The sequence below is a fragment of the Citrobacter sp. R4 genome, from assembly GCF_026719175.1.
Lineage (GTDB): Bacteria > Pseudomonadota > Gammaproteobacteria > Enterobacterales > Enterobacteriaceae > Citrobacter_A > Citrobacter_A sedlakii.
In genome coordinates this window covers 250177-273739 of sequence record NZ_JAPPSU010000001.1, presented here as the reverse complement: position 1 = coordinate 273739, position 23563 = coordinate 250177, and the positions used below count along the sequence as shown (strand labels likewise).

Below are 23563 nucleotides of genomic sequence, written 5' to 3'. Positions count from 1 at the left end.
CCATCCGGTACTCCTTACAGAAAGTCCGGCACTAAACGCAGCAGCGCTCCCTGCGCCAGCAGTTCGGTCGCGCATTCTATGTCCGGGGCAAAGAAACGGTCGTCGGTATAGTGGGCAACCTGCTCGCGTAACGTTGCGCGCGCCTGCTCAAGCAGCGGACTGGACGTCAGTCCGTCGCGCAGATCGATCCCCTGACAGGCCGCCAGCCACTCGACCGCCAACACGCCGCGGGTATTGGCCGCCATCTCCCACAGCCTGCGCCCTGCCGCCGGTGCCATCGACACATGATCTTCCTGATTCGCTGAGGTTGGCAGACTGTCAACGCTGTGCGGATGCGCCAGCGCTTTGTTCTCGCTGGCCAGCGCCGCCGCCGTCACCTGGGCAATCATAAAGCCGGAGTTCACGCCGCCATTTTTTACCAGGAACGGCGGCAGTTGCGACATGTGTTTATCCATCATCAACGCAATTCGACGCTCAGCGAGCGCGCCGATTTCGGCAATCGCCAGCGCCAGGTTGTCTGCCGCCATCGCCACCGGTTCGGCGTGAAAATTACCGCCGGAGATGACATCACCCTCCTGCGCAAAAACCAGCGGGTTATCGGACACCGCGTTGGCTTCGATCAGCAAAACCTCTCTCACCTGACGCATCTGGGTCAGACACGCGCCCATCACCTGCGGCTGACAACGCAGTGAATACGGATCCTGCACTTTGTCGCAGTTATGGTGCGACTGCGACAGCGCGCTGGTTTCCGTTAGCACATGACGGTACAGCGCCGCCGCGTCAATTTGTCCAGGCTGCCCCCGTGCGGCATGGATCCGCGCGTCAAACGGACGGCGCGATCCCAGCACCGCTTCAGTGGTTAATGCGCCGCAAACCACGGCGGAGGCAAACAGTTCCTGGGCTTCAAACAGGCCGCGCAGCGCGAACGCCGTTGACGCCTGAGTGCCATTGAGCAGCGCTAATCCCTCTTTCGCCGCCAGGGTCAGCGGCGCCAGCCCGGCTTTTTTCAGCGCCTCTTTGGCCGGTAGCCATTCCCCCTGAACGCGCGCTTTTCCCTCGCCGAGCAGAGTAAGCGACAGGTGCGCCAGCGGCGCTAAATCCCCCGATGCGCCTACCGAGCCTTTCGCCGGGATCAGCGGATAGACCTCGGCGTTTACCAGCGCGATCAGCGCCTCGATCACGCACAGACGGATACCGGAAAACCCGCGCGCCAGGCTGTTGATCTTCAGCACCATGATCAGGCGCACCATCGCATCATCCAGCGCTTCGCCAACCCCTGCGGCATGTGACAGCACCAGCGCGCGCTGAAGATTTTGCAGATCGTGATCGGCGATCCGCGTCTGGGCCAGCAGGCCAAAGCCGGTATTAATGCCGTAGGCCGTGCGCCCCTCCGCCACAATCGTGTTCACGCAGGCGACGCTGGCATGAATGCCGTCGATGGCGCTGGCATCAAGCGTCAGCCTGACCGGCTGCCGCCAGACATCACAAAGCTGCGAAAAAGTGAGCTGCCCCGGCGTTAAGGTCAAGGTGTTCATATCAGCGTTTCTCCTGGGTTGCCGCAACCATCGGCAGATTAAGCTGGTGTTCAGCGGCGCACTCAATGGCGATCTCATAACCCGCGTCGGCATGGCGCATCACGCCGGTCGCTGGATCGTTGTGCAGCACGCGGGCGATTCGCTCCGCGGCGTCATCGCTGCCGTCGCACACAATCACCATCCCGGCATGCTGCGAGAAGCCCATGCCGACGCCGCCGCCGTGATGCAGCGACACCCAGGTCGCGCCACTGGCGGTATTGAGTAACGCGTTAAGCAGCGGCCAGTCGGACACCGCGTCGGAGCCGTCGCGCATCGCTTCCGTTTCACGGTTCGGACTGGCAACGGAGCCGGAGTCCAGGTGGTCGCGACCAATGACAATCGGCGCGGAAAGTTCGCCGCGACGCACCATGTCGTTAAACGCCAGTCCGATCTTTTGACGTAACGACAGCCCGACCCAACAGATGCGCGCCGGAAGCCCCTGAAAGCGGATCCGCTCGCGGGCCATGTCCAGCCAGCGATGCAGGTGCGCATCGTCCGCGACGATCTCTTTCACTTTGGCGTCGGTTTTATAAATATCCTCAGGATCGCCGGAGAGCGCCACCCAACGGAACGGGCCGATGCCGCGGCAGAACAGCGGACGAATATAGGCGGGTACAAAACCGGGGAAATCAAAGGCGTTGTCCACGCCCATCTCTTTCGCCATCTGACGAATATTGTTGCCGTAATCAAACGTGGGCACCCCCATCCTGTGAAATGCCAGCATGGCCTGCACGTGCTTCGCCATAGAGCGCTTTGCGGCTTCGACGGTTCCCTGCGGATCGGAAACCGCCTTCTGCTGGTATGTCTGCCAGTCCCAGCCGGAAGGCAGATAGCCGTGCAGCGGATCGTGAGCGCTGGTCTGGTCAGTCACCAGATCCGGACGCACGCCGCGTTTTACCAGCTCGGGCAGCACGTCCGCGGCGTTAGCGCACAGGGCGACAGACACCGCGCGGCCTTCACGGGTGTAGTTTTCGATGCGCGCCAGCGCGTCGTCCAGCGAGGTCGCCTGCTCATCAACATAGCGGGTGCGCAGGCGAAAATCGATACGACTCTGCTGGCATTCAATGTTCAGGGAACAGGCCCCCGCCAGGGTCGCCGCTAACGGCTGCGCGCCGCCCATGCCGCCGAGTCCCGCCGTCAGCACCCAGCGTCCGCGCAACTCGCCGTGATAATGTTGGCGCCCCGCTTCGACAAACGTTTCATACGTGCCCTGCACAATTCCCTGACTGCCTATGTAGATCCAGCTCCCGGCGGTCATCTGGCCGTACATCGCCAGCCCTTTCGCATCCAGTTCGTTAAAATGTTCCCAGGTGGCCCAGTGAGGAACCAGATTGGAATTGGCGATCAGCACGCGCGGCGCGTTGCGGTGGGTCTTAAATACGCCGACCGGCTTACCGGACTGCACCAGCAGGGTTTCATCGTCCTCCAGCGCAGTCAGCGCCTTAACAATGGCGTCAAAACAGTCCCAGTTGCGGGCCACCCGACCAATGCCGCCGTAGACCACCAGCTCATAGGGATTTTCGGCAACATCCGGATCCAGGTTGTTCATTAACATACGCAGCGGCGCTTCGCTTAACCAACTTTTGGCCGTTAAGGTGGTTCCCCGCGGCGCGCGGATCGTCTGCTGACGGTATTTGCTATATGACATAACACTGCCTCTCCTGAAGGGCCGGACCTGACGATACCGACGTAGGGAATGATTCAGCTATGGCATAAACATATACTTGTCTATACAAGACATAACAAGGCTGAATTTAACAGAAAAGATACATTTTTATCATATTGCGTCAGCAATCACGCTTTCCAGGACGCAGGGTCAGGAAGAGAAATGGCCCTGCAAGCGGTAACGGGAACCGGGGAAAAGCAGCCGCGCGTGGGAGACAATTTGCGTGGCGGACCAGGTGGTACGGCGGATCAACAGGCAGGGTTCGGTTTCGTTGATGGTTAATAACGCAGACTCTTCGGCGCTGGCACGAACCGCTTCCACAATGTGCTCCCCTTCCGTGAGCGGGGCGATCAACGACAGATAAGCGTGCGGCGTGGTCTGGCTGTAATCCTGCGCCAGATAGTCGGGCACCACCTGTGCATTGACGATGCGATCTTCAATTTGTACCGGCAATTCATTTTCGAAGTGCACCATCACGGAATGAAAAATATCGCTGCCTTCGTTGATCTTCAGCGCGGCCGCCTGTAGGGCATTCGCGGGGCTTCTTTCCAGCACCCGCACGTCGCAACGGTGCTGATGCGAGCGGGCAGTGATTTCATCCGCGATACTGCGAATCTCGAACAGCGCCGACTGGCCTTTTGGCTCGGCGACAAAGGTTCCAACCCCTTGTAACCGTACCAACAGTCCTTCGTCGGTCAGCTCGCGCAGTGCGCGGTTAATGGTCATCCGGCTGTAGCCGTATTGCGTCACCAGCGCCGCTTCAGACGGAATGCGATCGTGCGGCTGCCAGACGCCGCTGGCGATCTTCTCGCTGATCGCCCGTTTTACCGTTTCATAATACGGCGCGGGTGTCGCGCGGGGTCGAAGGACATTCATGCGTACATTTACCTTTTCATCAAACCAGGATTGACGGAAGCCGTCGCTAATGGCTTATTGCCACCAGTAAACGATCTGCCAGCCAAGCCGCGCCGCAACGCGCGCCGCGCTGCCATCATTATCAAAGCGCGGATTAAATTCAACCATATCCACCGCCTGAAGCTTGCCGCTGCGACAAATCGGCTCAATCAGCCGCAGCAGGGTCGACAGCGGTACTCCCAGCGCGGCGGGTGCTGAAACCGCAGGCATCGCCGCGCCGGGAAGCACGTCGAGATCGACGGTGAGATAAATTTTATCGACCCGTCCGATAAACGCCGCAAGCGTCGCCTGCGCGTCATCGCAATAGAGATCTTCAACTACCGTCACCCGGCGGGTTTGCGCCTCATCCCACAGCGCCTGGGTATTTGCCGCCCGGCTGACGCCAAAGCAGGCATAGTGAAACCCACGCTGCTGCTGGTCGCACAGTTGCGCCAGTTGGCGAAACGGCGTACCAGAACTGGGGCGTCCGGCGAAACGCAGATCCAGATGAGCGTCAAGATTGATAATTCCGATGCGTTCAGCCGCAAAAGCATCAAAAATACCCGCACCATGCCCGAACGCCGTCTCATGCCCCCCACCGAGTACAAAGGTGCGCACACCCGCCTGCTGGCAGCGATGTACCGCATCCCTTAACGCCTGTTGCGCCCCTTCCAGATCCGCGCCTGGCGCCAGAATATTGCCCATATCCACCAGTCGCTCATGTCCGGCGTGGCAGGCGAGATTCGCCAGCGCTTTACGCAGCGCGTCCGGGGCGCCCGCGGCGCCGGGGCGTCCGTGGTTACGCTTAACGCCTTCATCACAGGCAAAGCCCAGCAGCGCAATCCGGTCACGATAATGCCCGGGCGAAAACGTCCGGCTTATTTCGATGGTCTGACACAGACGCAGCGCATTCGCCGCCTCCGCGCGATCATCACGTCCCTGCCACAGCGCAGGGGAAACAGGTTGCCATTGCGTCATACGATATCCCCCCGAAAGACGCGTTGAAACAGCGGGTTGCGCCCCGGTTCGTACACGATCTCTACCGGATGTTCCGCATCCCAGATCGCGAAATCCGCCCTATAGCCAGCCGTAAGCTGACCGTGCGTCGACTGGCGACCCAGCGCGCGCGCGGCGTGGCGCGTAACTCCCGCCCAGGCTTCTTCCGGCGTCAGGCCAAACTGCACGCAGGCCATATTCATCGCCAGGTGCAGGCTGATAAACGGGCTGGTGCCGGGATTAAAGTCGCTCGCCACCGCCATCGGCACGCCGTAGCGGCGAAGCAGTCCAACGGGAGGAGTCTGTTTCTCTTTCAGGAAATAAAACGCCCCCGGCAGCAGCACGCCGACAGTGCCGCTGCGGTGCATCGCCGCCACGCCCGCCTCGTCCAGATACTCAATATGATCGGCAGACAGTCCACGATAGCGGCTGAGCAACTGCGCGCCGCCGAGCAGAGACAACTGCTCCACGTGCCCTTTTACCGGTATACCCAGCGCCTGCGCTGCGCGAAGCACCCGTTCGCTTTGCGCAAGCGTAAAGCCAACGCTTTCGCAAAACAGATCGACCGCTTCAAACAGCCCTTTTTGCCATAGCTGCGGCAAAATGACGTCGCAGACAAGGTCGATATAGCCGTCAGGATCGTCGCGAAATTCCTGCGGGGTGGCGTGCGCCGCCAGCAGCGTAGGGCTGATCTCCGTCATTCCGTCGGCCGCCAGTCGGGCAGCCACGCGCAGCATCTTTTCTTCGCTGGCGATATCCAGTCCGTAGCCGGATTTTATTTCCAGTAGCGTTACCCCTTCACGGGCTAAACGCTGCATTCTGTCTCTGGCGACGCGGTAAAGCACATCTTCTGTCGCCGTCCGGGTCGCTGTCACCGTGGCGTTAATGCCGCCGCCCTGAGCGCTGATCTGCTGATACGAGACGCCGTTCAACCGCTGCTCCCATTCACTGGCGCGGTTGCCGCCAAAAATCAGATGCGTGTGGCAGTCAATCAGACCGGGGGTAACCAGTCGGCCCTCAAGGTTGGCGGTATTAGCATGGCGGGTCGGCAGTTCGGCTTCAGGAATAACAGACAGGATTTTTTCGCCGCGAATAATCAGCGCATGATGTTCAAGTATCCCATACGGGGCGTCGATGTGCGGATCCAGCGTAGCGAGGCGGAGATTTCGCCAGACCTTATCCCCGGGTAACAGTTGCGACATGCTTTCTCCACTTGTCTTAGGTTGTATAGACATTTATTTGAGATCGCCGCGGGGAAGTCAATCTTCCGGATTAAAAATGTTACTTAATTGTGACTTCAAAACGCGAAGAATCCGCTAATGCTGAGTTAAAAAACAACTTTTTGCCTTTTCACCTTCCCGTTTCGTTCAACTTAGTATAAAAAAGCAGGCTTCAATGGACACTTAATTAGCCCGGAGCAACTCGTGAACACATCATCAGTTTCCCGTCTGGCGCTGGCACTGGCTTTTGGCGTGACGCTGACCGCCTGTAGCTCTACGCCACCAGACCAAATCCCTTCCGATCAAACCGCGCCGGGGACCGCCTCGCGCCCGATTTTATCAGCCAGTGAAGCGCAGAATTTTGTCGCGAAAACGTATTTTTCGTCGCTGACGCCAAACACTGCGCCGTGGACGCCGTCGGCAATTACCCTGCCGGCGCAGCCTGACTTTGTGGTGGGGCCGGCAGGAACCCAGGGCGTGACGCACACCACTATCCAGGCGGCGGTCGATGCGGCGATCACAACCCGTACGAATAAGCGTCAGTACATTGCGATTATGCCGGGCGACTACCAGGGCACCGTGTACATTCCTGCCGCGCCGGGCAGCCTGACGCTTTACGGTACCGGCGAGAAACCGCTGGACGTCAAAATTGGCGCGGCGATTGACGGTGAGATGAGCACTGCCGACTGGCGCCGCGTCGTCAATCCGGGAGGCAAATACATGCCCGGCAAACCAGCCTGGTATATGTTCGATAACTGCCAGAGCAAACGCGGCGCGACCATTGGCATGATGTGTTCCGCGGTATTGTGGTCGCAGAACAACGGCCTGCAGTTGCAGAACCTGACCGTTGAGAACAATCTCGGCGACAGCGTGGACGCGGGTAATCACCCTGCCGTGGCGCTTCGCAGCGATGGCGACAAAGTGCAGATCAACAATGTGAATATTCTGGGTCGCCAGAACACATTCTTTGTCACCAACAGCGGCGTACAAAACCGCCTGGTCAATGACCGTCAACCACGTACGCTGGTGACCAATAGCTATATCGAAGGCGACGTGGATATCGTTTCCGGGCGTGGCGCGGTGGTGTTTGATAACACCGATTTCCGCGTGGTCAACTCTCGTACCCAGCAGGAAGCATATGTCTTCGCACCGGCAACCTTATCTAACATCTATTACGGCTTCCTTGCGACCAACAGCCGCTTTACCGCCGCCGGTGACGGCGTGGCGCAGTTAGGCCGTTCGCTGGATGTCGACAGCAATACCAATGGTCAGGTGGTGATCCGCGACAGCGTGATCAACGAAGGCTTTAATCGCGCGACGCCGTGGGCTGACGCGGTGATCTCTAAACGTCCGTTCGCCGGTAACACCGGGGCGCGGGATGATAAAGGCGAGATTCAGCGTAATCTGAACGACACCAACTTTAACCGCATGTGGGAATACAATAACCGCGGCGTGGGCAGTAAAGTGGTGGCAGAGCCGAAGCAGTAAAAACGCAGGCCGGATAATACCGGCCTGATGAGGCTACGCATAGCAGACCTGCGGGTCGTCACCTCACCGTGACGACCCGTTTTCACATCATGGCGTCAGACGCGCCCGGTTGAAATTAATCAGGCTGCCCGCTTTAATGATTTCACGCTCCTCGGCGGTGAGACTTTCCATATACAGACTGATTTCGCCCACCGGCGCGCCATCACGAATTACCCATGCCGTCATTTTTTCGCCGCAGCGCTCCAGCGCCGCGCGTATGCCGGGGATATAAATATAGTCGTCCACTTCAAACGACGGCGCTTCCGCCATTTGCAGCGGCAGCATTCCCCAGTTAATCATATTTGAGCGGTAGCGTTTGGTGGCATATTCCTGCGCAATATTCGCCAGCCCGCCAATCACGCGCTGACAGCTTGCCGCCTGCTCGCGCGCAGAGCCATCGCCGGGCTTCACGGCATAAATTACGCTGCCAATACCGGTTTCAGCCGCAACCACCCGCTCCTGACCGGCGATTTGCCGTATACCCGCAAATACCGAAGCCAGTTCGTCCGTCTCTCCCGCCCGCCGCCGTTTCTCCAGCGCGGCGACCGTTTTGCTTCTGCCCACATATTCCGGGTCGCGGCGCGACAGGGTAAATTCCGCCAGTCCCACCGGATTTGAACGATAAGAAGAGGTTTCGCCGGACGGAATAAGCTCATCGGTGGTGGTGACGTCGTCGAGGATTTTCGCGCACACCTTCAGCAGAATATTATCAGTCAGCGCACCCATTTCCGGCCAGTCTTTGATATTCGGCCCGTAGATCAGTGGCTGTGCGGTGGCGCCTTTCACAAAGCCCTGATAGACGCGATTCTGGTAGGGCGCAGGATCGAAGCGGTAGGCCGGTACGTTATCCCAGCAGTCCAGCTCCGTTGCGGCGGTAAGCACGCCGCCGTTCGCCGCAGTGGCGGCCACGGAACGCGCGTCCATCAGCGCGACGGCGGACATCTGACCGTTGCCCGGTTTCGATCCCTCGCGGTTGGGGAAGTTACGCGTGGTATGACGAATGCTAAGTCCGTTATTCACCGGCGTATCGCCCGCACCAAAACAGGGGCCGCAGAAGGCGGTGCGGATAATCGCGCCTGCGCCCATCAGATCGCTGACCATCCCCTGCTTCGCCAGCGCCATAAATACTGGCTGTGAGGAGGGATAAACGGACAGCGAGAAGGCGTTGTCCCCGCATGAATGTCCGCGCAGCGCGTTGGCGGCGGCCACCACATTCTCATAGTTGCCGCCGGAACAGCCGGCAATGATCCCCTGCTGCACCTTCAGACGACCGTTATCGACTTTGTCGAGCAGCGAAAGTCCGGCCTTCCCTTGCGCAATGCGCTGCGCGTCAACTTCAACCTGGTGCAGAATATCGCTTAAGTTTTCCTGCAACGTTGCTATTTCATAGACATTGCTCGGATGGAAAGGCAAGGCGATCATTGGCCTGATAGCGCTCAGATCCACTGAGATGCAGCCGTCGTAATAGGCAAGCGGCTGCGGCGCCAGCGGGCGATAGGCCTCTTCGCGTCCGTGCAGGGCCAGCCATTGCTGAATTTCTTCATCGGTCTGCCAGACGGAGCTGAGACAGGTCGTTTCCGTGGTCATGACGTCGACGCTGTTACGGAAATCCGTGGAGAGGTTGCGGATGCCCGGCCCGACAAACTCCATCACTTTATTTTTAACGTAGCCGTTTTTGAACACCGCGCCAATAATCGCCAGCGCCACGTCCTGCGGGCCGACGCCCGGCGCCGGTTTTCCGGTCAGCCAGACCGCCACCACGCCCGGATAATCGCAGTCCCAGGTGTCATTCAGCAACTGCTTAACCAGTTCGCCGCCCCCTTCACCAATGGCCATCGTCCCCAGCGCGCCATAGCGGGTATGGCTGTCTGAACCGAGGATCATCTTCCCGCCGCCGGCCATCATTTCGCGCATGTACTGATGGATGACCGCGATGTGCGGCGGCACAAAAATACCGCCATAACGCTGCGCCGCCGACAGACCAAACAGGTGATCGTCGCCGTTTATCGTCCCCCCGACGGCGCACAGTGAGTTATGGCAGTTGGTCAGGACATAGGGCAGTGGAAACCGCTCCATACCGGAGGCTTTTGCCGTCTGAATAATGCCGACAAAGGTAATATCATGAGAGGTGAGCGCATCAAATTTAATTTTCAGTTTGCGCATGTCGCCGGAGGTATTATGCGCCGCCAGGATCGACCAGGCGATAGTGCCTTTTTTAGCATCGTCTTTACTGACTGCGCCGGAATAGTGTTCTTCAGCAATTATCTCGTTATTGTCGCTGAGATAGATCCCTTTCTCATATAACTTAATCATTACAAACTCCGTACCGCTATGAGTGATTACAGCATGTTCCAGCCGATAAGCAGGTTCCACCACCAGACGCCCAGCGTGATATGAACCAGGAAAGTGATGAATGTCAGCATGGCGCCGACCAGCCACCACGATTTAATGTCGTTATATCCCACGCCGAAAATAACCGGGCCGGCAGCGCCGCCGTAATGGGTTACCATGCCGCCGTAGGAGTTGGAAAAAAGCAGCGCCAGCGCGGTTAACATTAATGGCGCGCCAGAGACGTTTGCCAGCATTGCGAAGACCGGCATCATCGCCACAATATAGGCGCTGCCGGAGGCAAAGAAATAACGCACGATAATGCTGAGAAACAGAATGATAAAAAATGCGATATTGCTATGGTTATCAAAGGAAATATTATTTTTGAACAGCTCGGCCAGCCAGTCAAAAAATTTCACTTTCGATAATAAAGAACTCAGACCAATAATGCCGCCGTACCAGATTAAGGTATTCCAGCCGCCTTTATTTTTGACCACGTCGTCCCAGCTCACCACGCCCAGCAGAAGCATCGCCCCCATTACCACGATAGCGACTGTGGATTCATCAATACCGAGACTTTTACTGAAGATCCATCCCAGCAGGGCAAGTACGAAAATGCTCAGCAGCATTTTTTCGCGCACTTTCATCGGCCCTAAATTCTCCAGTCCCGCCCGGGCGATGGTTTTATTATCTACTTTCTTAATTTCCGGCGGGTACATGAAATAGATTACCAGCGGCGCTAACAGCAGCATCACCATTCCTGGCAGCAAGGCTGCCAGCGCCCATCCGCCCCAGCTGATCTGCAGATGACAGATGTCGTTGATCATTTTTAGCGCCAGAATATTTCCCGCCATCGCGGTAAAAAACATATAGCTGGTGGTCTTGGTCACCATATACACCGTCATCATCAGGTAATGCCCGACGCGACGCGGACTTTTATCAGGTTCCGATCCCAGCGCCACCGCCACGCTGTTGATAATGGGCAGGACAATCCCCCCTGCCCGCGCCGTATTTGACGGGGTCGCCGGGGCGAGCACCAGGTCGAGAAAAACGGTGACGTAACCCAATCCCAGCGTGGTGTTGCCGATTTTACCGATCAGGATGTAGGCGATGCGTTTACCCAGCCCGGTAGTGACAAAAGCGGCGCTCAGGGTAAAGGCGGAGAACACCAGCCACGTCGTGCCGGAGGCATAACCGCTCAGCACGCTGCTGGTCTTAAACTGACCGGCGCCTAAATTGCCGACCACCACCATTGATGCCGCAACGGCCATCAATAACACGACCGGCTCCGGGAAAGGTTTAATGACCAGCCCGACGATCGCCGCCAGATAAATGCCAAACAGCACCCAGGCCAGCTCGCTTAAACCGGCAGGCGCAGGCAGTAAACCTATCACGCAAGGGATCGCTAATATCGTTATTAGCTTCCATAATGATTTCACATTCATTTTTATGTCCTGATGGATCTGTGCAGAAATAGACAGCTGTCTGTTCGACTTTCCTTAATCACAACGAAATGTGTTTTTGGCACTTACGGAAGATAAACGTCTCCGGAAAATATTTTCCTTGCGGTGCGAATAACGGAAGCGCGAAGCGTTGTTGGATCGTCACTTTGATTGCTTAACTGAATATCGAGGCTGCCGCCCGGATGCTCGAGGGTAATTTTGCCGTTGCCGGGGAACGGAATGATCTGACGGGTTACGGTACCGGCAATCGCGCAGCTGCTGGCGATAGCAATCGCGCCGGTTATCGCCAGCGCTTTATGGCAGGCGTGCGGCATGAAATAACGCACATTCAGGGTGCCGCCTTTTTGTGGTGGAGAAATTAATACTGGTTTCGGAATCACCTTATTCGCGACATCGCCCAGCCCCATCGCCAGCCCCGCCTGCAGACGAATAGACTCGATTCGCGCCAGAAGCTGCGCATCGCCGTCCAGTTCCGCCGCCGTTTCATAGCCGGTTTTACTTAAATAGTCGGCGGGAATTATCACTACCGGCATCGCCATATCGATACAGGTGGTTGGCACCGCGTCAAAATAGTTAAGCGGCTGGCCGGTCGGGAAAAGCCTGCCGGTTTTCGCCCCGGCGGCATTGAGGAAAGTCAGCGCGACGGGGGCCGCGGTTCCCGGTACGCCGTCGATTTTGACCGTTCCTTCATAATTCACCGCGCCGTTCGGTGTCTGTACGTCCGCTTCAATAAGGGTATGGGTATTCACGTTGCGGATACGTACCCGGGTGACAGGGGAAGTGGCGGCAGTCAGCCCTTGCTCTATAGCGAACGCGCCGACGGCGCAGAGCATGTTGCCGCAGTTTGGCGTGGTGTCGACGCGCTGCTCATGGACCAGCACCTGGGCAAAGAGGTAATCGATATCGGCATCTGGGGCGGCGGAGCGGCTGACGATGGCAACCTTGCTGGTCAGGGGATTTCCCCCACCGATACCGTCAATCTCCAGTTCATTGCCCGATCCCATAATCGATATTAATACCGCGTCGCGTTGAGCCGTATCCTCAGGCAGATCCTCAGCCCGTAAAAATGCGCCGCGCGAGGTTCCTCCACGCATCATTACGCAGGGTATTTTTTTCACGTCAGTGTCCTCAATAATTATTACGCAAAACAGAATTACACGTGAAAAACGGCCTGGCTAATGACTTTGATTTTCCTATTAGTGACTTTTATTTATTAATCATCCTGCGTGGACCAAAGGTAAACTGAGGCCTGTTTCCGGGCTGGCGACGCCAGCTTTTTTATTTGTGGAGTGGCAATGAAACACCAACTATCAAGTATGAAAGCGTTTGTCACGCTGGCAGAGTCAGAATCTTTTAACAATGCTGCAAAATTACTTAATATTACGCAACCTGCATTAACACGCAGAATAAAAAAGATGGAAGAAGATTTACAGGTAATTCTTTTTGAACGGACAACGCGTAAAGTTACGTTAACAAAAGCGGGCAAAATGCTGTTACCGGAAGCGCGGGAGATAATTAAAAAGCTTGATGAAATGCTGTTTAATATTCGAGAAATGAATTCACATCAGCGAGGCAGAATCACCCTGTCCTGTATTCCAACGGCGGTGTTCTATTTTTTGCCGCAGGCCATAGGGAAATTTAATGAGTTATACCCCAATATTAATGTGCGCATTATGGAACAGGGCACGCATAATTGCATGGAGTCCGTTCTTTGCAATGAGGCTGACTTCGGCATAAACATGAACAACATCACAAATTCATCGATAGACTTCACCCCGCTGGTGAACGAACCGTTCGTCCTGGCATGTCGGCGCGATCATCCCCTCGCCAGCAGACAGCTGGTTGAATGGCAGGAACTGGTGAATCACACGCTGATCGGTGTGCGCTCGTCGAGCGGAAACCGGCTGCTGATAGAGCAACAGCTGGCGGATAAGCCCTGGAAGCTGGAGTGGTTTTATGAGGTTCGCCATCTGTCCACCTCGCTCGGCCTGGTCGAAGCGGGGCTTGGCGTGTCGGCGCTGCCGGGGCTGGCGATGCCGCAGACGCCGCACCCGACGCTGCTCGGCATTCCGCTGGTCGAACCGGTCATCCGCCGCACGCTGGGCATCATTCGCCGTAAAGACGCGGTTCTTTCGCCGCCTGCGGAGCGCTTTTTTAACCTGCTGCTGAAATTATGGACCGACCAGAGCGACCTGCTGTGGCGTCCGGTTTCGGAGTGAGCGCCCCCGCCGGTTGGCGGCAGCGCCCGACACTCCGCATTGTCGCGTTTATTCGGCCAGGAAAGTCCTTCCCGGCCCGTTTACGTGGCTTAAAACGCGTTAACCACGACCCACATCGGCCCCTGGCCAACCGCATAACGCCCTTTCTCCGTTAATAATCCCTGCACGCCGGAAATCTCATACACCGCGATATGGTGCGATTTCTGTCCGGCGGCAATCAGGTATTTTCCGCTGTGATCGACGTTGAAGCCGCGAGGCTGGGTTTCGGTCGGCTGGAAGCCCTCTTTGCTCAGCACGCTGCCGTCTTCGGAAACGCTGAACACCGTAATCAGGCTGGCGGTCCGGTCGCAGGCGTACAGATGACGTCCGTCCGGCGTAATATGAATGTCCGCCGCCCAACGCGTATCGGCGAAATCAGCGGGCATCATATCCAGCGTTTGTACGCATTCGATCTTGCCATGCGGATCTTTCAGCTCCCAGACGTCTACGGAACTGTTCAGTTCGTTAACACAATAGGCGTACTGCTGATTTGGATGGAACGCCATATGGCGCGGCCCCGCCCCTTCAACGGTGGTCACTTCCGCCGGTTCCTGCGCCACCAGTTTGCCATCATCGCTCAGGGTGAACAGGCAGATGCGATCCTGCTTCAGCGCAGGTACCCACAGGGTGCGGTTGTCGGGTGAAATATTAGCCGAGTGGCACCCCTCCAGTCCCTCCACTACGTCCACCAGCCCGACCGGCAACCCGTCCTCCAGACGCGTGACGCTGACGTTTCCGGCATTGTACGAGCCGACAAAAACGAAACGCCCTTGATGATCGGTGGAAATGTGCGTCGGGCTGCCCGGCAGCGCGGATTCAGCGGCGAAGGTCAGCGCGCCATCATCCGGCGCAATCCGATAAGCCAGTACGCGGAACTCAGGTCGCACGCCCACGTACAGAAAACGTTTATCCGGGCTGACCACCATCGGCTGAACCTGCCCCGGAACGTCGACGACCTGAACCAGGCTCAATGCACCGTCGTGTTGCAGACGCCAGACATGGATCTGTTGGCTCTCTGGGCTGGCGGTATAAACTGTTTGCTTCATGAATACTCCTTGGCTTTTGGCAACTGCTGCAATTTACCAACGTAGACGGTTTTGTCAGTAAATGCTGAATTAATTTGTCCGCTTCCCGTCCCGGTGTACCATTCCGGCAGACGCATTTTTCAACATTTATCTGGATAACGTTATGACTGCACGCGTGATTGCCCTGGATTTGGATGGAACCTTACTGACCCCGCAAAAGACCTTGCTCCCTTCATCGCTCGAAGCGCTCTCCCGGGCAAAGGACGCAGGCTATCAACTTATCATCGTCACCGGGCGCCATCACGTTGCGATTCATCCTTTTTATCAGGCACTGAAGCTGGATACACCTGCAATTTGCTGTAACGGCACCTATTTGTATGATTATCATGCAAAAAGCGTGCTTGAATCCGACCCGCTGCCGGTTAACCAGGCACTGCAACTGATAGATATGCTGGATGAACATCAGATCCACGGCCTGATGTATGTCGACAACGCCATGCTGTATGAACGCCCGACCGGACACGTGATCCGCACGTCGAACTGGGCGCAGACGCTGCCGCCGGAGCAGCGTCCGGTCTTCACGCAGGTGCCTTCGCTGGCCCAGGCCGCCCATGACGTCAACGCGGTATGGAAATTTGCCCTGACCGATGAAGATATTCCTAAACTGCAGCAGTTTGGTAAACAGGTTGAGCAAGCGCTGGGACTGGAATGCGAATGGTCATGGCACGATCAGGTCGATATAGCCCGCAAAGGCAACAGTAAAGGGAATCGCCTGACGCGATGGATCGAGTCTCAGGGCGGTTCGATGGCGAACGTGATTGCCTTTGGCGACAACTACAATGATATCAGCATGCTGGAGGCGGCCGGGACCGGGGTGGCGATGGGCAATGCCGATGACGCGGTGAAAGCCCGCGCCAACGTGGTGATTGGCGATAACACGACCGACAGCATCGCCAAATTTATTTACACTCACCTGCTGTGATCAGGCGGTAATCGACACGCTCTTGATTTGCGCGTACAGCCAGAGGCCAGGCTTGATAGCCAGTTCATCTCTGGCCCACGGGCTGATACGCGCCCATAGCGTTTTACCGCCTACTTCAAGCTGCACTTCCACCTGACCGCAATCGTCAAGACAGGTGATCACCTTCGCCCGCAGAACGTTGCGGATGCTGGTCTGCTGCGGTGGTTGCAGTACCAGCGACACATCCGACGCCTGAATGCGAATGCGCAACGTACGGTGTAACGGTTCATCCAGCTTATTAACCCACACATGCTGGTCTCCCAGCGCCAGCGCGGTCATCGCATAGTGTGGATGGTGTTCCAGCACGCTGACCTTGAGCACACTGCTCTGCTGTTCTTTCGGCAGCCACGGGTGCATTACGCTGCTTCCCCATACCTCCTCCAGCGCGCCAAACGCTTTCACCTGGCCGTCTTCCAGCACCATTACGTTATCCGCGAGATGCAGGATCTCATCCAGTGAATGGCTGACGTACAGCATCGGGATGTTAATTTCCTGCGCCAGTCGTTGTAGATACGGCAGCAGTTCACGCTTTCGAGGAATGTCCAGAGAGGCTAACGGCTCGTCAAGCAGCAGGAGTTCCGGGGCGGTCAGTAGCGCCCGGCCTATCGCCACCCGCTGTTTTTCACCGCCGGAGAGGTCGCCCGGCAAACGGTCGAGCAACGATTCGATACCTAATAACGCCACCAGCTTGTCGAACTGTCCGGCCATGCTTTTCGCCATGCCGTAACGCAGGTTGCCGCGCACTTTATAATGCGGAAACAGCCGCGCATCCTGAAACACATAGCCCACCCGGCGCTTTTCCGGCGTCAGACAGATGCCGCGCTCACTGTCGTTCAGCACCCGCCCATTAAGCATAATACGGCCGGTCTGCGGCGTCGTCAGTCCGCTGATGGCGTTGATCAAGGAGGTTTTTCCCGCGCCGGAGACGCCAAAAATGGCGGTGATGCCGCTGGCGGGCAGCGTTTCATTAATCGTCAGGCAGTGAGTGCCCAGCGTCTGGGTGAAATTGAGTTCCAGCATGATTATTGCCCCGTCCGCGTGCGGCTGATGCGCGCCAGCCATTCGGAGATCAGCAATGAAATCAACGCCAGCACGATGGAGATCACGCAAAGCCGCGCCGCCGCGCTTTCCCCACCGGGCGTCTGGATCAGCGTGTACATCGCCGAAGGAAGGGTGCGCGTTTCGCCGGGAATGTTGGAAACAAAGGTAATGGTCGCGCCAAACTCGCCGAGCGAGCGAGCAAACGCCAGCACCGTACCCACAATAATCCCCGGCAACGTAAGCGGTAAAGTAATAGTGAAAAAGACGCGCCAGCGCCCGGCGCCGAGTGTACGGGCAGCCTGCTCCAGTCGGGTATCCACCCCTTCCAGCGCCAGCCGGATAGCGCGCACCATCAGGGGAAACGACATCACGGCCGCCGCCAGCACCGCGCCGCGCCAGCTAAAGGCAAAGGTGATGCCGAAGCTGTCATACAACCACTGGCCGATAATTCCGCGACGGCCCATCGAGACCAACAGCAGGTATCCCACTACCACCGGCGGTAAGACCAGCGGCAGATGCAACAGGCTGTCCAACAATGCTTTGCCCGGGAACCGACAGCGCACCAGCAGCCAGGCAAAGAAAATCCCAAAAGGCAGACTGAAGAGTACGGCCAGGGATGACACTTTCAGGCTCAGGAGTACGGCCTGCCATTCGGGATCGCTCAGTATCATTACTTCGTCGTAAATCCGTAACGTTTAAAAATAGCAGACGCCTGCGGCCCTTTCAGGTAATCACAAAAGGCGCTGACCGTTGCGTTTTTATGTCCATCCACTATGGCGATGGGGTATTCCACTTTCTGATGTGACGCTTCCGGGAACGTGGCCACCACCTTCACGCCTTTACTGGCGACGGCATCGGAACCGTAAACGATTCCCAGCGGCGCTTCGTTACGCTCCACCAGCGCCAGCGCGCCGCGCACGTCTTCCGCAGGCGCCAGTTTCGGCGCTAGCGTATCCCAGGCACCCAGTTTTTGCAGCGCTTCTTTCGCGTAAATGCCGGCCGGAACATGTTCCGGATCGCCTACGGCCAGACGTCCGCCGTCAAGCAGGCGGCTCCAGTCGGTTTTGTTGTCGACAGTAAAATCTTTTTGTTCGCTTGCTTTGGGCGCGACGACAACCAGGCTGTTCCCCAACAGCGTCTGGCGTGACGCGGTATCTATCGCTTTTTTGTCTACCGCGTAATCCATCCATTTCTGGTCGGCGGAAATAAACACATCTGCCGGAGCGCCCGCTTCGATTTGTCGCGCCAGGGTAGAAGAGGATGCGAAAGAGGAAACCACCTCAACGTTTTTTTCTTTTTTATAAACGGCCGCGATATCCTGCATCGCGTTGGTCAGCGAAGCCGCTGCAAAAACGGTGATTTTGCCCTCACCTGCCAGCGCCTGCCCGGCAAGAGTAAGAGAAAGTGTTGCCCCGGCAACCAGACGTAGCCATGAACGTGCCATTGAAAGCTCCTGTGCGTATCGTTATGTAGCGGACAATATAACGATAATTCCGGCAATTTCCCAGCGGTTATTACTACTCATTCGGGAGGAATCAGGAAAACTATCGGCAGGAAATACGGGAACTTGAGCAAAGAAAAACGCCCGGCAGAGCGGGCGTCGGGAAATTAACGGTTTTGTCTGGACTGATCTTTCTGGCCGATGCCGGAGAAAATGTTAAACACTTCACCCAGACCGTAAATCAGCCCCAGGATAATGGCCATTACCACGGGCACCATGATCACGGCGAATACCAGACTTTTCAATAACTCTAACATGGTCATCTCCTGATTCAGTTCTTTAAGTATTCTAACCGCATCGTCGAGAAAAGCACTCCCCTTTTGTGCGGTCGTCTATGCGCAGGCGGGGTTTTCCGTCACAATAGTCCTTTTGCCAGGATCGTGTTATGCAAGCCGAAATCCTTCTTACCCTTAAACTGCAGCAAAAACTGTTTGCCGACCCTCGACGCATTTCTCTGCTTAAGCATATTGCGCTTTCCGGCTCCATTAGTCAGGGTGCGAAAGACGCGGGCATTAGCTATAAAAGCGCCTGGGACGCCATTAACGAGATGAACCAGCTCAGCGAGCAAACGCTGGTCGAACGCGCCACCGGCGGCAAGGGCGGCGGCGGCGCGGTATTAACCCGCTACGGACAGCGCCTGATCCAACTCTACGACTTACTGGCGCAGATACAGCAAAAGGCGTTTGATGTTCTGAGCGACGACGATGCGCTTCCCCTCGACAGTCTGCTGGCCGCCATTTCACGCTTTTCCTTACAAACCAGCGCGCGCAACCAGTGGTTTGGCACCATTACCGGTCGCGACCACGATCGGGTGCAGCAGCATGTAGACGTTTTGCTGGCGGATGGCGAAACGCGGCTGAAAGTCGCGATTACCGCGCAAAGCGGCGAACGTCTGGGGCTTAACGAAGGCAAAGAGGTGCTGGTGTTACTGAAAGCGCCGTGGGTGGGCCTCACCCAGGATGACGCCGTCGCGCAGACGGCAGATAATCAGCTTAAAGGGACGATTAGTCATATTGAACGCGGCGCAGAGCAGTGCGAAGTATTGATGACGCTGGCGGACGGTCAATCGTTGTGCGCGACGGTGCCGCTAGAAAACACCGCAACGCTTGCCCAGGGCGACAGCGTGACGGCCTTTTTTGATGCCGATAACGTCATCATCGCCACGTTGTGCTGAGAAACCGTTCAGGCGTTCTTCTTTGCATTTCGGCTACCGTCAGCGCTCGCGCAAAACGCATTGACATTCCTGTCCGGACAACGTATCCCTGTTATTCATCGCTGCAAAAAATGGGATACTAAATGTCATCATTGCAAATTTCGCAAGGCACGTTTCGCCTGAGCGACACAAAAACGCTTCAGCTTGATTCCGCTTCGTTAACCGCGGGCGAAAGTTGGGCGTTTGTTGGCGCGAACGGAAGCGGGAAGTCGGCGCTGGCACGCGCGCTGGCGGGAGAACTCCCGCTACTCAAAGGCGAACGCCATTGTCAGTTTACCCGTATCACTCGCCTCTCCTTCGAACAGCTACAAAAGCTGGTCAGCGACGAATGGCAGCGCAATAACACCGACATGCTCAGCCCCGGTGAAGACGACACCGGCCGCACGACCGCAGAAATCATTCAGGACGAGGTGAAAAACCGGTCCCGCTGCGAGGAACTGGCGCTGCAATTCGGCATCTCTCATCTCCTTGCGCGCCGTTTCAAGTACCTTTCCACTGGCGAAACGCGTAAAACCCTGCTTTGCCAGGCGCTGATGTCCGAGCCGGATTTATTGATCCTCGATGAACCGTTTGACGGGCTGGACGTCGCCTCGCGCCAGCAGTTGTCGGGGCTACTTGAGACGCTGCATCAATCCGGCATCACGCTGGTGCTGGTACTGAACCGCTTCGATGAAATGCCTGATTTTATCCAGCATGCCGGGGTAGTGGCCGACTGCGCACTCACCGAAACCGGCGCGAAAGACGCGCTGTTACAGCAGGCGCTCATCGCTCAGCTCGCCCATAGCGAACGTCTGGAAGGCGTCAGCCTGCCGGAACCCGACGAACCCGCGGCGCGGCATCTTCTGGCCGCAAATGACGCGCGTATTGTCCTTCGTGACGGCGTGGTTTCGTATAACGATCGTCCTATCCTGCATCATCTGAACTGGCAGGTTAACCCCGGTGAGCACTGGCAGATTGTCGGCCCCAACGGCGCGGGAAAATCAACGCTGCTGAGTCTTATCACCGGCGATCACCCACAGGGTTACAGTAATGACCTTACGCTGTTTGGTCGCCGTCGCGGCAGCGGTGAAACCATCTGGGACATCAAGAAGCATATTGGCTATGTCAGCAGCAGCCTGCACCTTGATTATCGCGTCAGCACCACGGTGCGTAATGTCATCCTCTCTGGCTACTTTGACTCTATCGGCATCTATCAGGCCGTTTCTGACCGCCAACAGAAGCTGGCGCAACAGTGGCTGGATATCCTCGGCATCGATAAACAAACTGCTGACGCGCCTTTCCATAGTCTTTCCTGGGGTCAGCAGCGGCTGGCGCTGATTACCCGCGCGCTGGTTAAACACCCAACGTTACTGATCCTCGACGAACCGTTACAGGGACTGGATCCGCTTAACCGCCAGCTGATTCGCCGTTTTGTGGATGTGCTGATTAGCGAAGGCGATACCCAGTTGCTCTTTGTGTCACATCATGCGGAAGATGCCCCTGCCTGTATCACTCATCGGCTGGCGTTTGTTCCCGAGGGCGATCGCTACGTGTATCAGCAGACCCGATTGCGCTAGTTTTCATCCGTGGGCGCGAAGGCGCCCTTTTTTTTCGGACAAAGGCCGCAATCCCTGCCAAAGTTTTTGATTTACAATCGTATACCTGACTACAAACGGTGAAAAACGGTTAGTGTAAACGATTCCACTATTTTATTCCGTGTCACACTTTTCGCATCTTTGTTATGCTATGGTTATTCCATACCATAAGCTTAACGGAGCGAATTATGAGAGTTTTGGTTACCGGTGGTAGCGGTTACATTGGCAGTCATACGTGCGTGCAGTTATTGAAAAACGGTCACGACGTCATCATCCTTGACAACCTCTGTAACAGTAAGCGCAGCGTCCTTCCCGTGATCGAACGTCTTGGCGGAAAACACCCGACCTTTGTCGAAGGCGACATCCGCAATGAAGCGCTGATGACCGAGATCCTCCACGACCACGCGATTGATACCGTCATCCACTTCGCCGGTCTGAAAGCGGTGGGGGAATCCGTCGCCAAACCGCTGGAGTATTATGACAATAACGTTAACGGCACCCTGCGGCTGATTAGCGCCATGCGCGCCGCCAACGTCAAAAACATTATCTTTAGCTCCTCCGCCACCGTCTACGGCGACCAGCCGAAAATTCCTTATGTTGAAAGCTTCCCGACCGGCACCCCGCAAAGTCCCTACGGGAAAAGCAAACTGATGGTCGAACAGATCCTGACCGATCTGCAAAAAGCGCAGCCGGAATGGAGCATCGCCCTGCTGCGCTACTTTAACCCGGTCGGCGCGCACCCATCAGGCGATATGGGGGAAGACCCGCAGGGCATCCCGAATAACCTGATGCCTTACATTGCGCAGGTGGCCGTCGGTCGTCGCGACTCCCTCGCCATTTTTGGCAACGACTATCCGACCGAAGACGGTACCGGCGTACGCGATTACATTCACGTCATGGATTTGGCCGACGGTCACGTCGCGGCGATGGAAAAGCTGGCGGGTATTCAGGGCGTACATATTTATAACCTCGGCGCGGGCATCGGCAGTAGCGTCCTGGACGTGGTCAACGCGTTCAGTAAAGCCTGCGGCAAACCCGTTAACTACCATTTTGCGCCGCGCCGCGATGGCGATCTTCCTGCTTACTGGGCAGACGCCAGCAAAGCAGATCGCGAACTGAACTGGCGCGTTACGCGCACCCTCGACGAAATGGCGCAGGACACCTGGCACTGGCAGTCTCGCCATCCGCAGGGATACCCGGATTAAGGACGAATCATGACCCCATTTAACCCTGTCGATCATCCACATCGCCGTTTTAACCCGCTTACCGGACAGTGGATTCTGGTTTCACCGCATCGTGCCAAGCGCCCCTGGCAGGGCGCGCAGGAAAAGCCCGCAGACGAGACGCTGCCTTCTCACGATCCGGACTGCTTCCTGTGCGCCGGTAACACCCGCGTCACTGGCGATAAAAACCCCGATTACACCGGCACTTACGTTTTCACCAACGATTTCGCCGCGCTGATGACCGATACGCCCGACGCGCCGGAAAACCACGATCCGCTGATGCGCTGCCAGAGCGCGCGCGGCACCAGCCGCGTCATTTGTTTCTCGCCCGATCACAGCAAAACCCTGCCGGAACTGAGCGTGCCGGCGCTAACGGAAATTGTGAAAACCTGGCAGACGCAAACCGCCGAGCTTGGCAAAACGTATCCCTGGGTGCAGGTTTTCGAGAACAAAGGCGCGGCCATGGGCTGCTCTAATCCGCATCCGCACGGACAGATTTGGGCGAACAGCTTTCTGCCTAACGAAGCGGAACGCGAAGATCAGCGGCAAAAAACGTATTTCGCCGAACAGGGCTCGCCGATGCTCCTCGACTACGTGCGGCGTGAACGGGCAGACGGCAGCCGTACCGTGGTGGAAACCGAACACTGGTTGGCCGTGGTGCCTTACTGGGCCGCCTGGCCGTTCGAAACCCTGCTGCTGCCCAAAACCCATGTCCTGCGCATTACCGACTTGACCGACGACCAGCGCGCCGATTTGGCGCTGGCTCTGAAAAAACTGACCAGTCGTTACGACAACCTGTTTACCTGCTCCTTCCCCTACTCCATGGGCTGGCATGGCGCGCCGTTTAACGGTGAACAGAACGACCACTGGCAGTTGCATGCGCACTTTTATCCGCCGTTGCTGCGTTCCGCGACCGTTCGCAAATTTATGGTCGGTTACGAAATGCTGGCGGAAACCCAGCGCGATCTCACTGCCGAACAAGCGGCAGAGCGCCTGCGTGCGGTCAGCGACATCCACTTTCGCGAATCCGGAGTATAAA

The 23563-nt window shown here is 57.0% G+C and carries 20 protein-coding genes; 7 read left to right on the top strand and 13 right to left on the bottom strand.

Going from position 1 to position 23563, the window contains the following annotated elements:
• Positions 1–14: 14 nt before the first annotated feature.
• The 5 genes from hutH to hutI form a co-directional block, all read right to left on the bottom strand.
• Positions 15–1535 (bottom strand): histidine ammonia-lyase, encoded by a 1521-nt coding sequence (gene hutH / locus OOJ60_RS01295; RefSeq protein ID WP_205611790.1) that lies wholly within the window; start codon positions 1533–1535, stop codon positions 15–17.
• A 1-nt stretch (position 1536) separates the two neighbouring features.
• Positions 1537–3222 (bottom strand): urocanate hydratase, encoded by a 1686-nt coding sequence (gene hutU, locus OOJ60_RS01290; protein WP_205611789.1) that lies wholly within the window; start codon positions 3220–3222, stop codon positions 1537–1539.
• A 168-nt stretch (positions 3223–3390) separates the two neighbouring features.
• A complete protein-coding gene (locus OOJ60_RS01285; RefSeq protein ID WP_181821739.1) occupies positions 3391–4116 on the bottom strand; it encodes a histidine utilization repressor in 726 nt (241 codons plus the stop codon).
• A 54-nt stretch (positions 4117–4170) separates the two neighbouring features.
• Positions 4171–5112, bottom strand: coding sequence for a formimidoylglutamase (gene hutG / locus OOJ60_RS01280; protein WP_060569932.1), 942 nt, complete (start codon positions 5110–5112; stop codon positions 4171–4173).
• On the bottom strand, positions 5109–6332 hold the full coding sequence (hutI, locus tag OOJ60_RS01275) for an imidazolonepropionase (RefSeq protein WP_205611788.1): 1224 nt from the start codon (positions 6330–6332) through the stop codon (positions 5109–5111). Before hutI ends, hutG begins: the two co-directional genes overlap by 4 nt.
• A gap of 222 nt (positions 6333–6554) precedes the next feature.
• Between hutI and OOJ60_RS01270 the strand changes: the two genes are divergently transcribed.
• Positions 6555–7838 (top strand): putative acyl-CoA thioester hydrolase, encoded by a 1284-nt coding sequence (locus tag OOJ60_RS01270; RefSeq protein WP_205611787.1) that lies wholly within the window; start codon positions 6555–6557, stop codon positions 7836–7838.
• Positions 7839–7925: 87 nt separating this feature from the next.
• On the opposite strand, the gene OOJ60_RS01265 is transcribed toward OOJ60_RS01270, so the two are convergent.
• The 3 genes from OOJ60_RS01265 to OOJ60_RS01255 form a co-directional block, all read right to left on the bottom strand.
• Complete coding sequence (locus OOJ60_RS01265; RefSeq protein ID WP_205611786.1) at positions 7926–10190, bottom strand: hydratase; 2265 nt, start codon at positions 10188–10190, stop codon at positions 7926–7928.
• Between the two features lie 26 nt (positions 10191–10216).
• A complete protein-coding gene (locus OOJ60_RS01260; protein WP_042285185.1) occupies positions 10217–11650 on the bottom strand; it encodes an anion permease in 1434 nt (477 codons plus the stop codon).
• Between the two features lie 83 nt (positions 11651–11733).
• A complete protein-coding gene (locus tag OOJ60_RS01255; RefSeq protein WP_205611785.1) occupies positions 11734–12786 on the bottom strand; it encodes a 4-oxalomesaconate tautomerase in 1053 nt (350 codons plus the stop codon).
• A gap of 177 nt (positions 12787–12963) precedes the next feature.
• Here OOJ60_RS01255 and OOJ60_RS01250 point away from each other — a divergent pair, with 177 nt between their 5' ends.
• Entirely contained in the window at positions 12964–13887 is a 924-nt protein-coding gene (locus tag OOJ60_RS01250) for a LysR family transcriptional regulator (RefSeq protein ID WP_042285191.1), read from the top strand.
• An 89-nt stretch (positions 13888–13976) separates the two neighbouring features.
• Here OOJ60_RS01250 and pgl read toward each other — a convergent pair whose 3' ends face one another.
• Positions 13977–14972, bottom strand: coding sequence for a 6-phosphogluconolactonase (pgl, locus tag OOJ60_RS01245; RefSeq protein ID WP_200033774.1), 996 nt, complete (start codon positions 14970–14972; stop codon positions 13977–13979).
• A 142-nt stretch (positions 14973–15114) separates the two neighbouring features.
• On the opposite strand from pgl, the gene OOJ60_RS01240 reads away from it, so the two are divergent.
• Positions 15115–15933: a pyridoxal phosphatase gene (locus OOJ60_RS01240; RefSeq protein ID WP_060569938.1), complete on the top strand. Its 819-nt coding sequence runs from the start codon at positions 15115–15117 to the stop codon at positions 15931–15933.
• Here the strand turns inward: OOJ60_RS01240 and modC are convergent, their stop codons facing one another.
• The 4 genes from modC to OOJ60_RS01220 all read right to left on the bottom strand — a co-directional run bounded on the left by modC (position 15934) and on the right by OOJ60_RS01220 (position 18771).
• Positions 15934–16992 (bottom strand): molybdenum ABC transporter ATP-binding protein ModC, encoded by a 1059-nt coding sequence (gene modC, locus OOJ60_RS01235; protein WP_205611784.1) that lies wholly within the window; start codon positions 16990–16992, stop codon positions 15934–15936.
• Between the two features lie 2 nt (positions 16993–16994).
• Positions 16995–17684, bottom strand: a complete 690-nt coding sequence (gene modB, locus OOJ60_RS01230) for a molybdate ABC transporter permease subunit (RefSeq protein WP_042285202.1) — start codon at positions 17682–17684, stop codon at positions 16995–16997.
• Positions 17684–18457 (bottom strand): molybdate ABC transporter substrate-binding protein, encoded by a 774-nt coding sequence (gene modA, locus OOJ60_RS01225; protein WP_199956418.1) that lies wholly within the window; start codon positions 18455–18457, stop codon positions 17684–17686. Before modA ends, modB begins: the two co-directional genes overlap by 1 nt.
• A 164-nt stretch (positions 18458–18621) precedes the next feature.
• The gene (locus OOJ60_RS01220; RefSeq protein WP_000891513.1) at positions 18622–18771 is read right to left on the bottom strand and encodes an AcrZ family multidrug efflux pump-associated protein; all 150 of its coding nucleotides are present in this window, start codon (positions 18769–18771) and stop codon (positions 18622–18624) included.
• Between the two features lie 128 nt (positions 18772–18899).
• Here OOJ60_RS01220 and modE point away from each other — a divergent pair, with 128 nt between their 5' ends.
• The 4 genes from modE (at position 18900) to galT (ending at position 23562) form a co-directional block, all read left to right on the top strand.
• Positions 18900–19688 (top strand): molybdenum-dependent transcriptional regulator, encoded by a 789-nt coding sequence (gene modE, locus OOJ60_RS01215; RefSeq protein ID WP_060569940.1) that lies wholly within the window; start codon positions 18900–18902, stop codon positions 19686–19688.
• A gap of 122 nt (positions 19689–19810) precedes the next feature.
• Positions 19811–21283, top strand: coding sequence for a molybdate ABC transporter ATP-binding protein ModF (gene modF, locus OOJ60_RS01210; protein WP_205611783.1), 1473 nt, complete (start codon positions 19811–19813; stop codon positions 21281–21283).
• 206 nt (positions 21284–21489) lie between these two features.
• Complete coding sequence (gene galE / locus OOJ60_RS01205; protein WP_042285216.1) at positions 21490–22506, top strand: UDP-glucose 4-epimerase GalE; 1017 nt, start codon at positions 21490–21492, stop codon at positions 22504–22506.
• Between the two features lie 9 nt (positions 22507–22515).
• The gene (gene galT / locus OOJ60_RS01200) at positions 22516–23562 is read left to right on the top strand and encodes a galactose-1-phosphate uridylyltransferase (protein WP_042285218.1); all 1047 of its coding nucleotides are present in this window, start codon (positions 22516–22518) and stop codon (positions 23560–23562) included.
• Position 23563 lies beyond the last annotated feature (1 nt).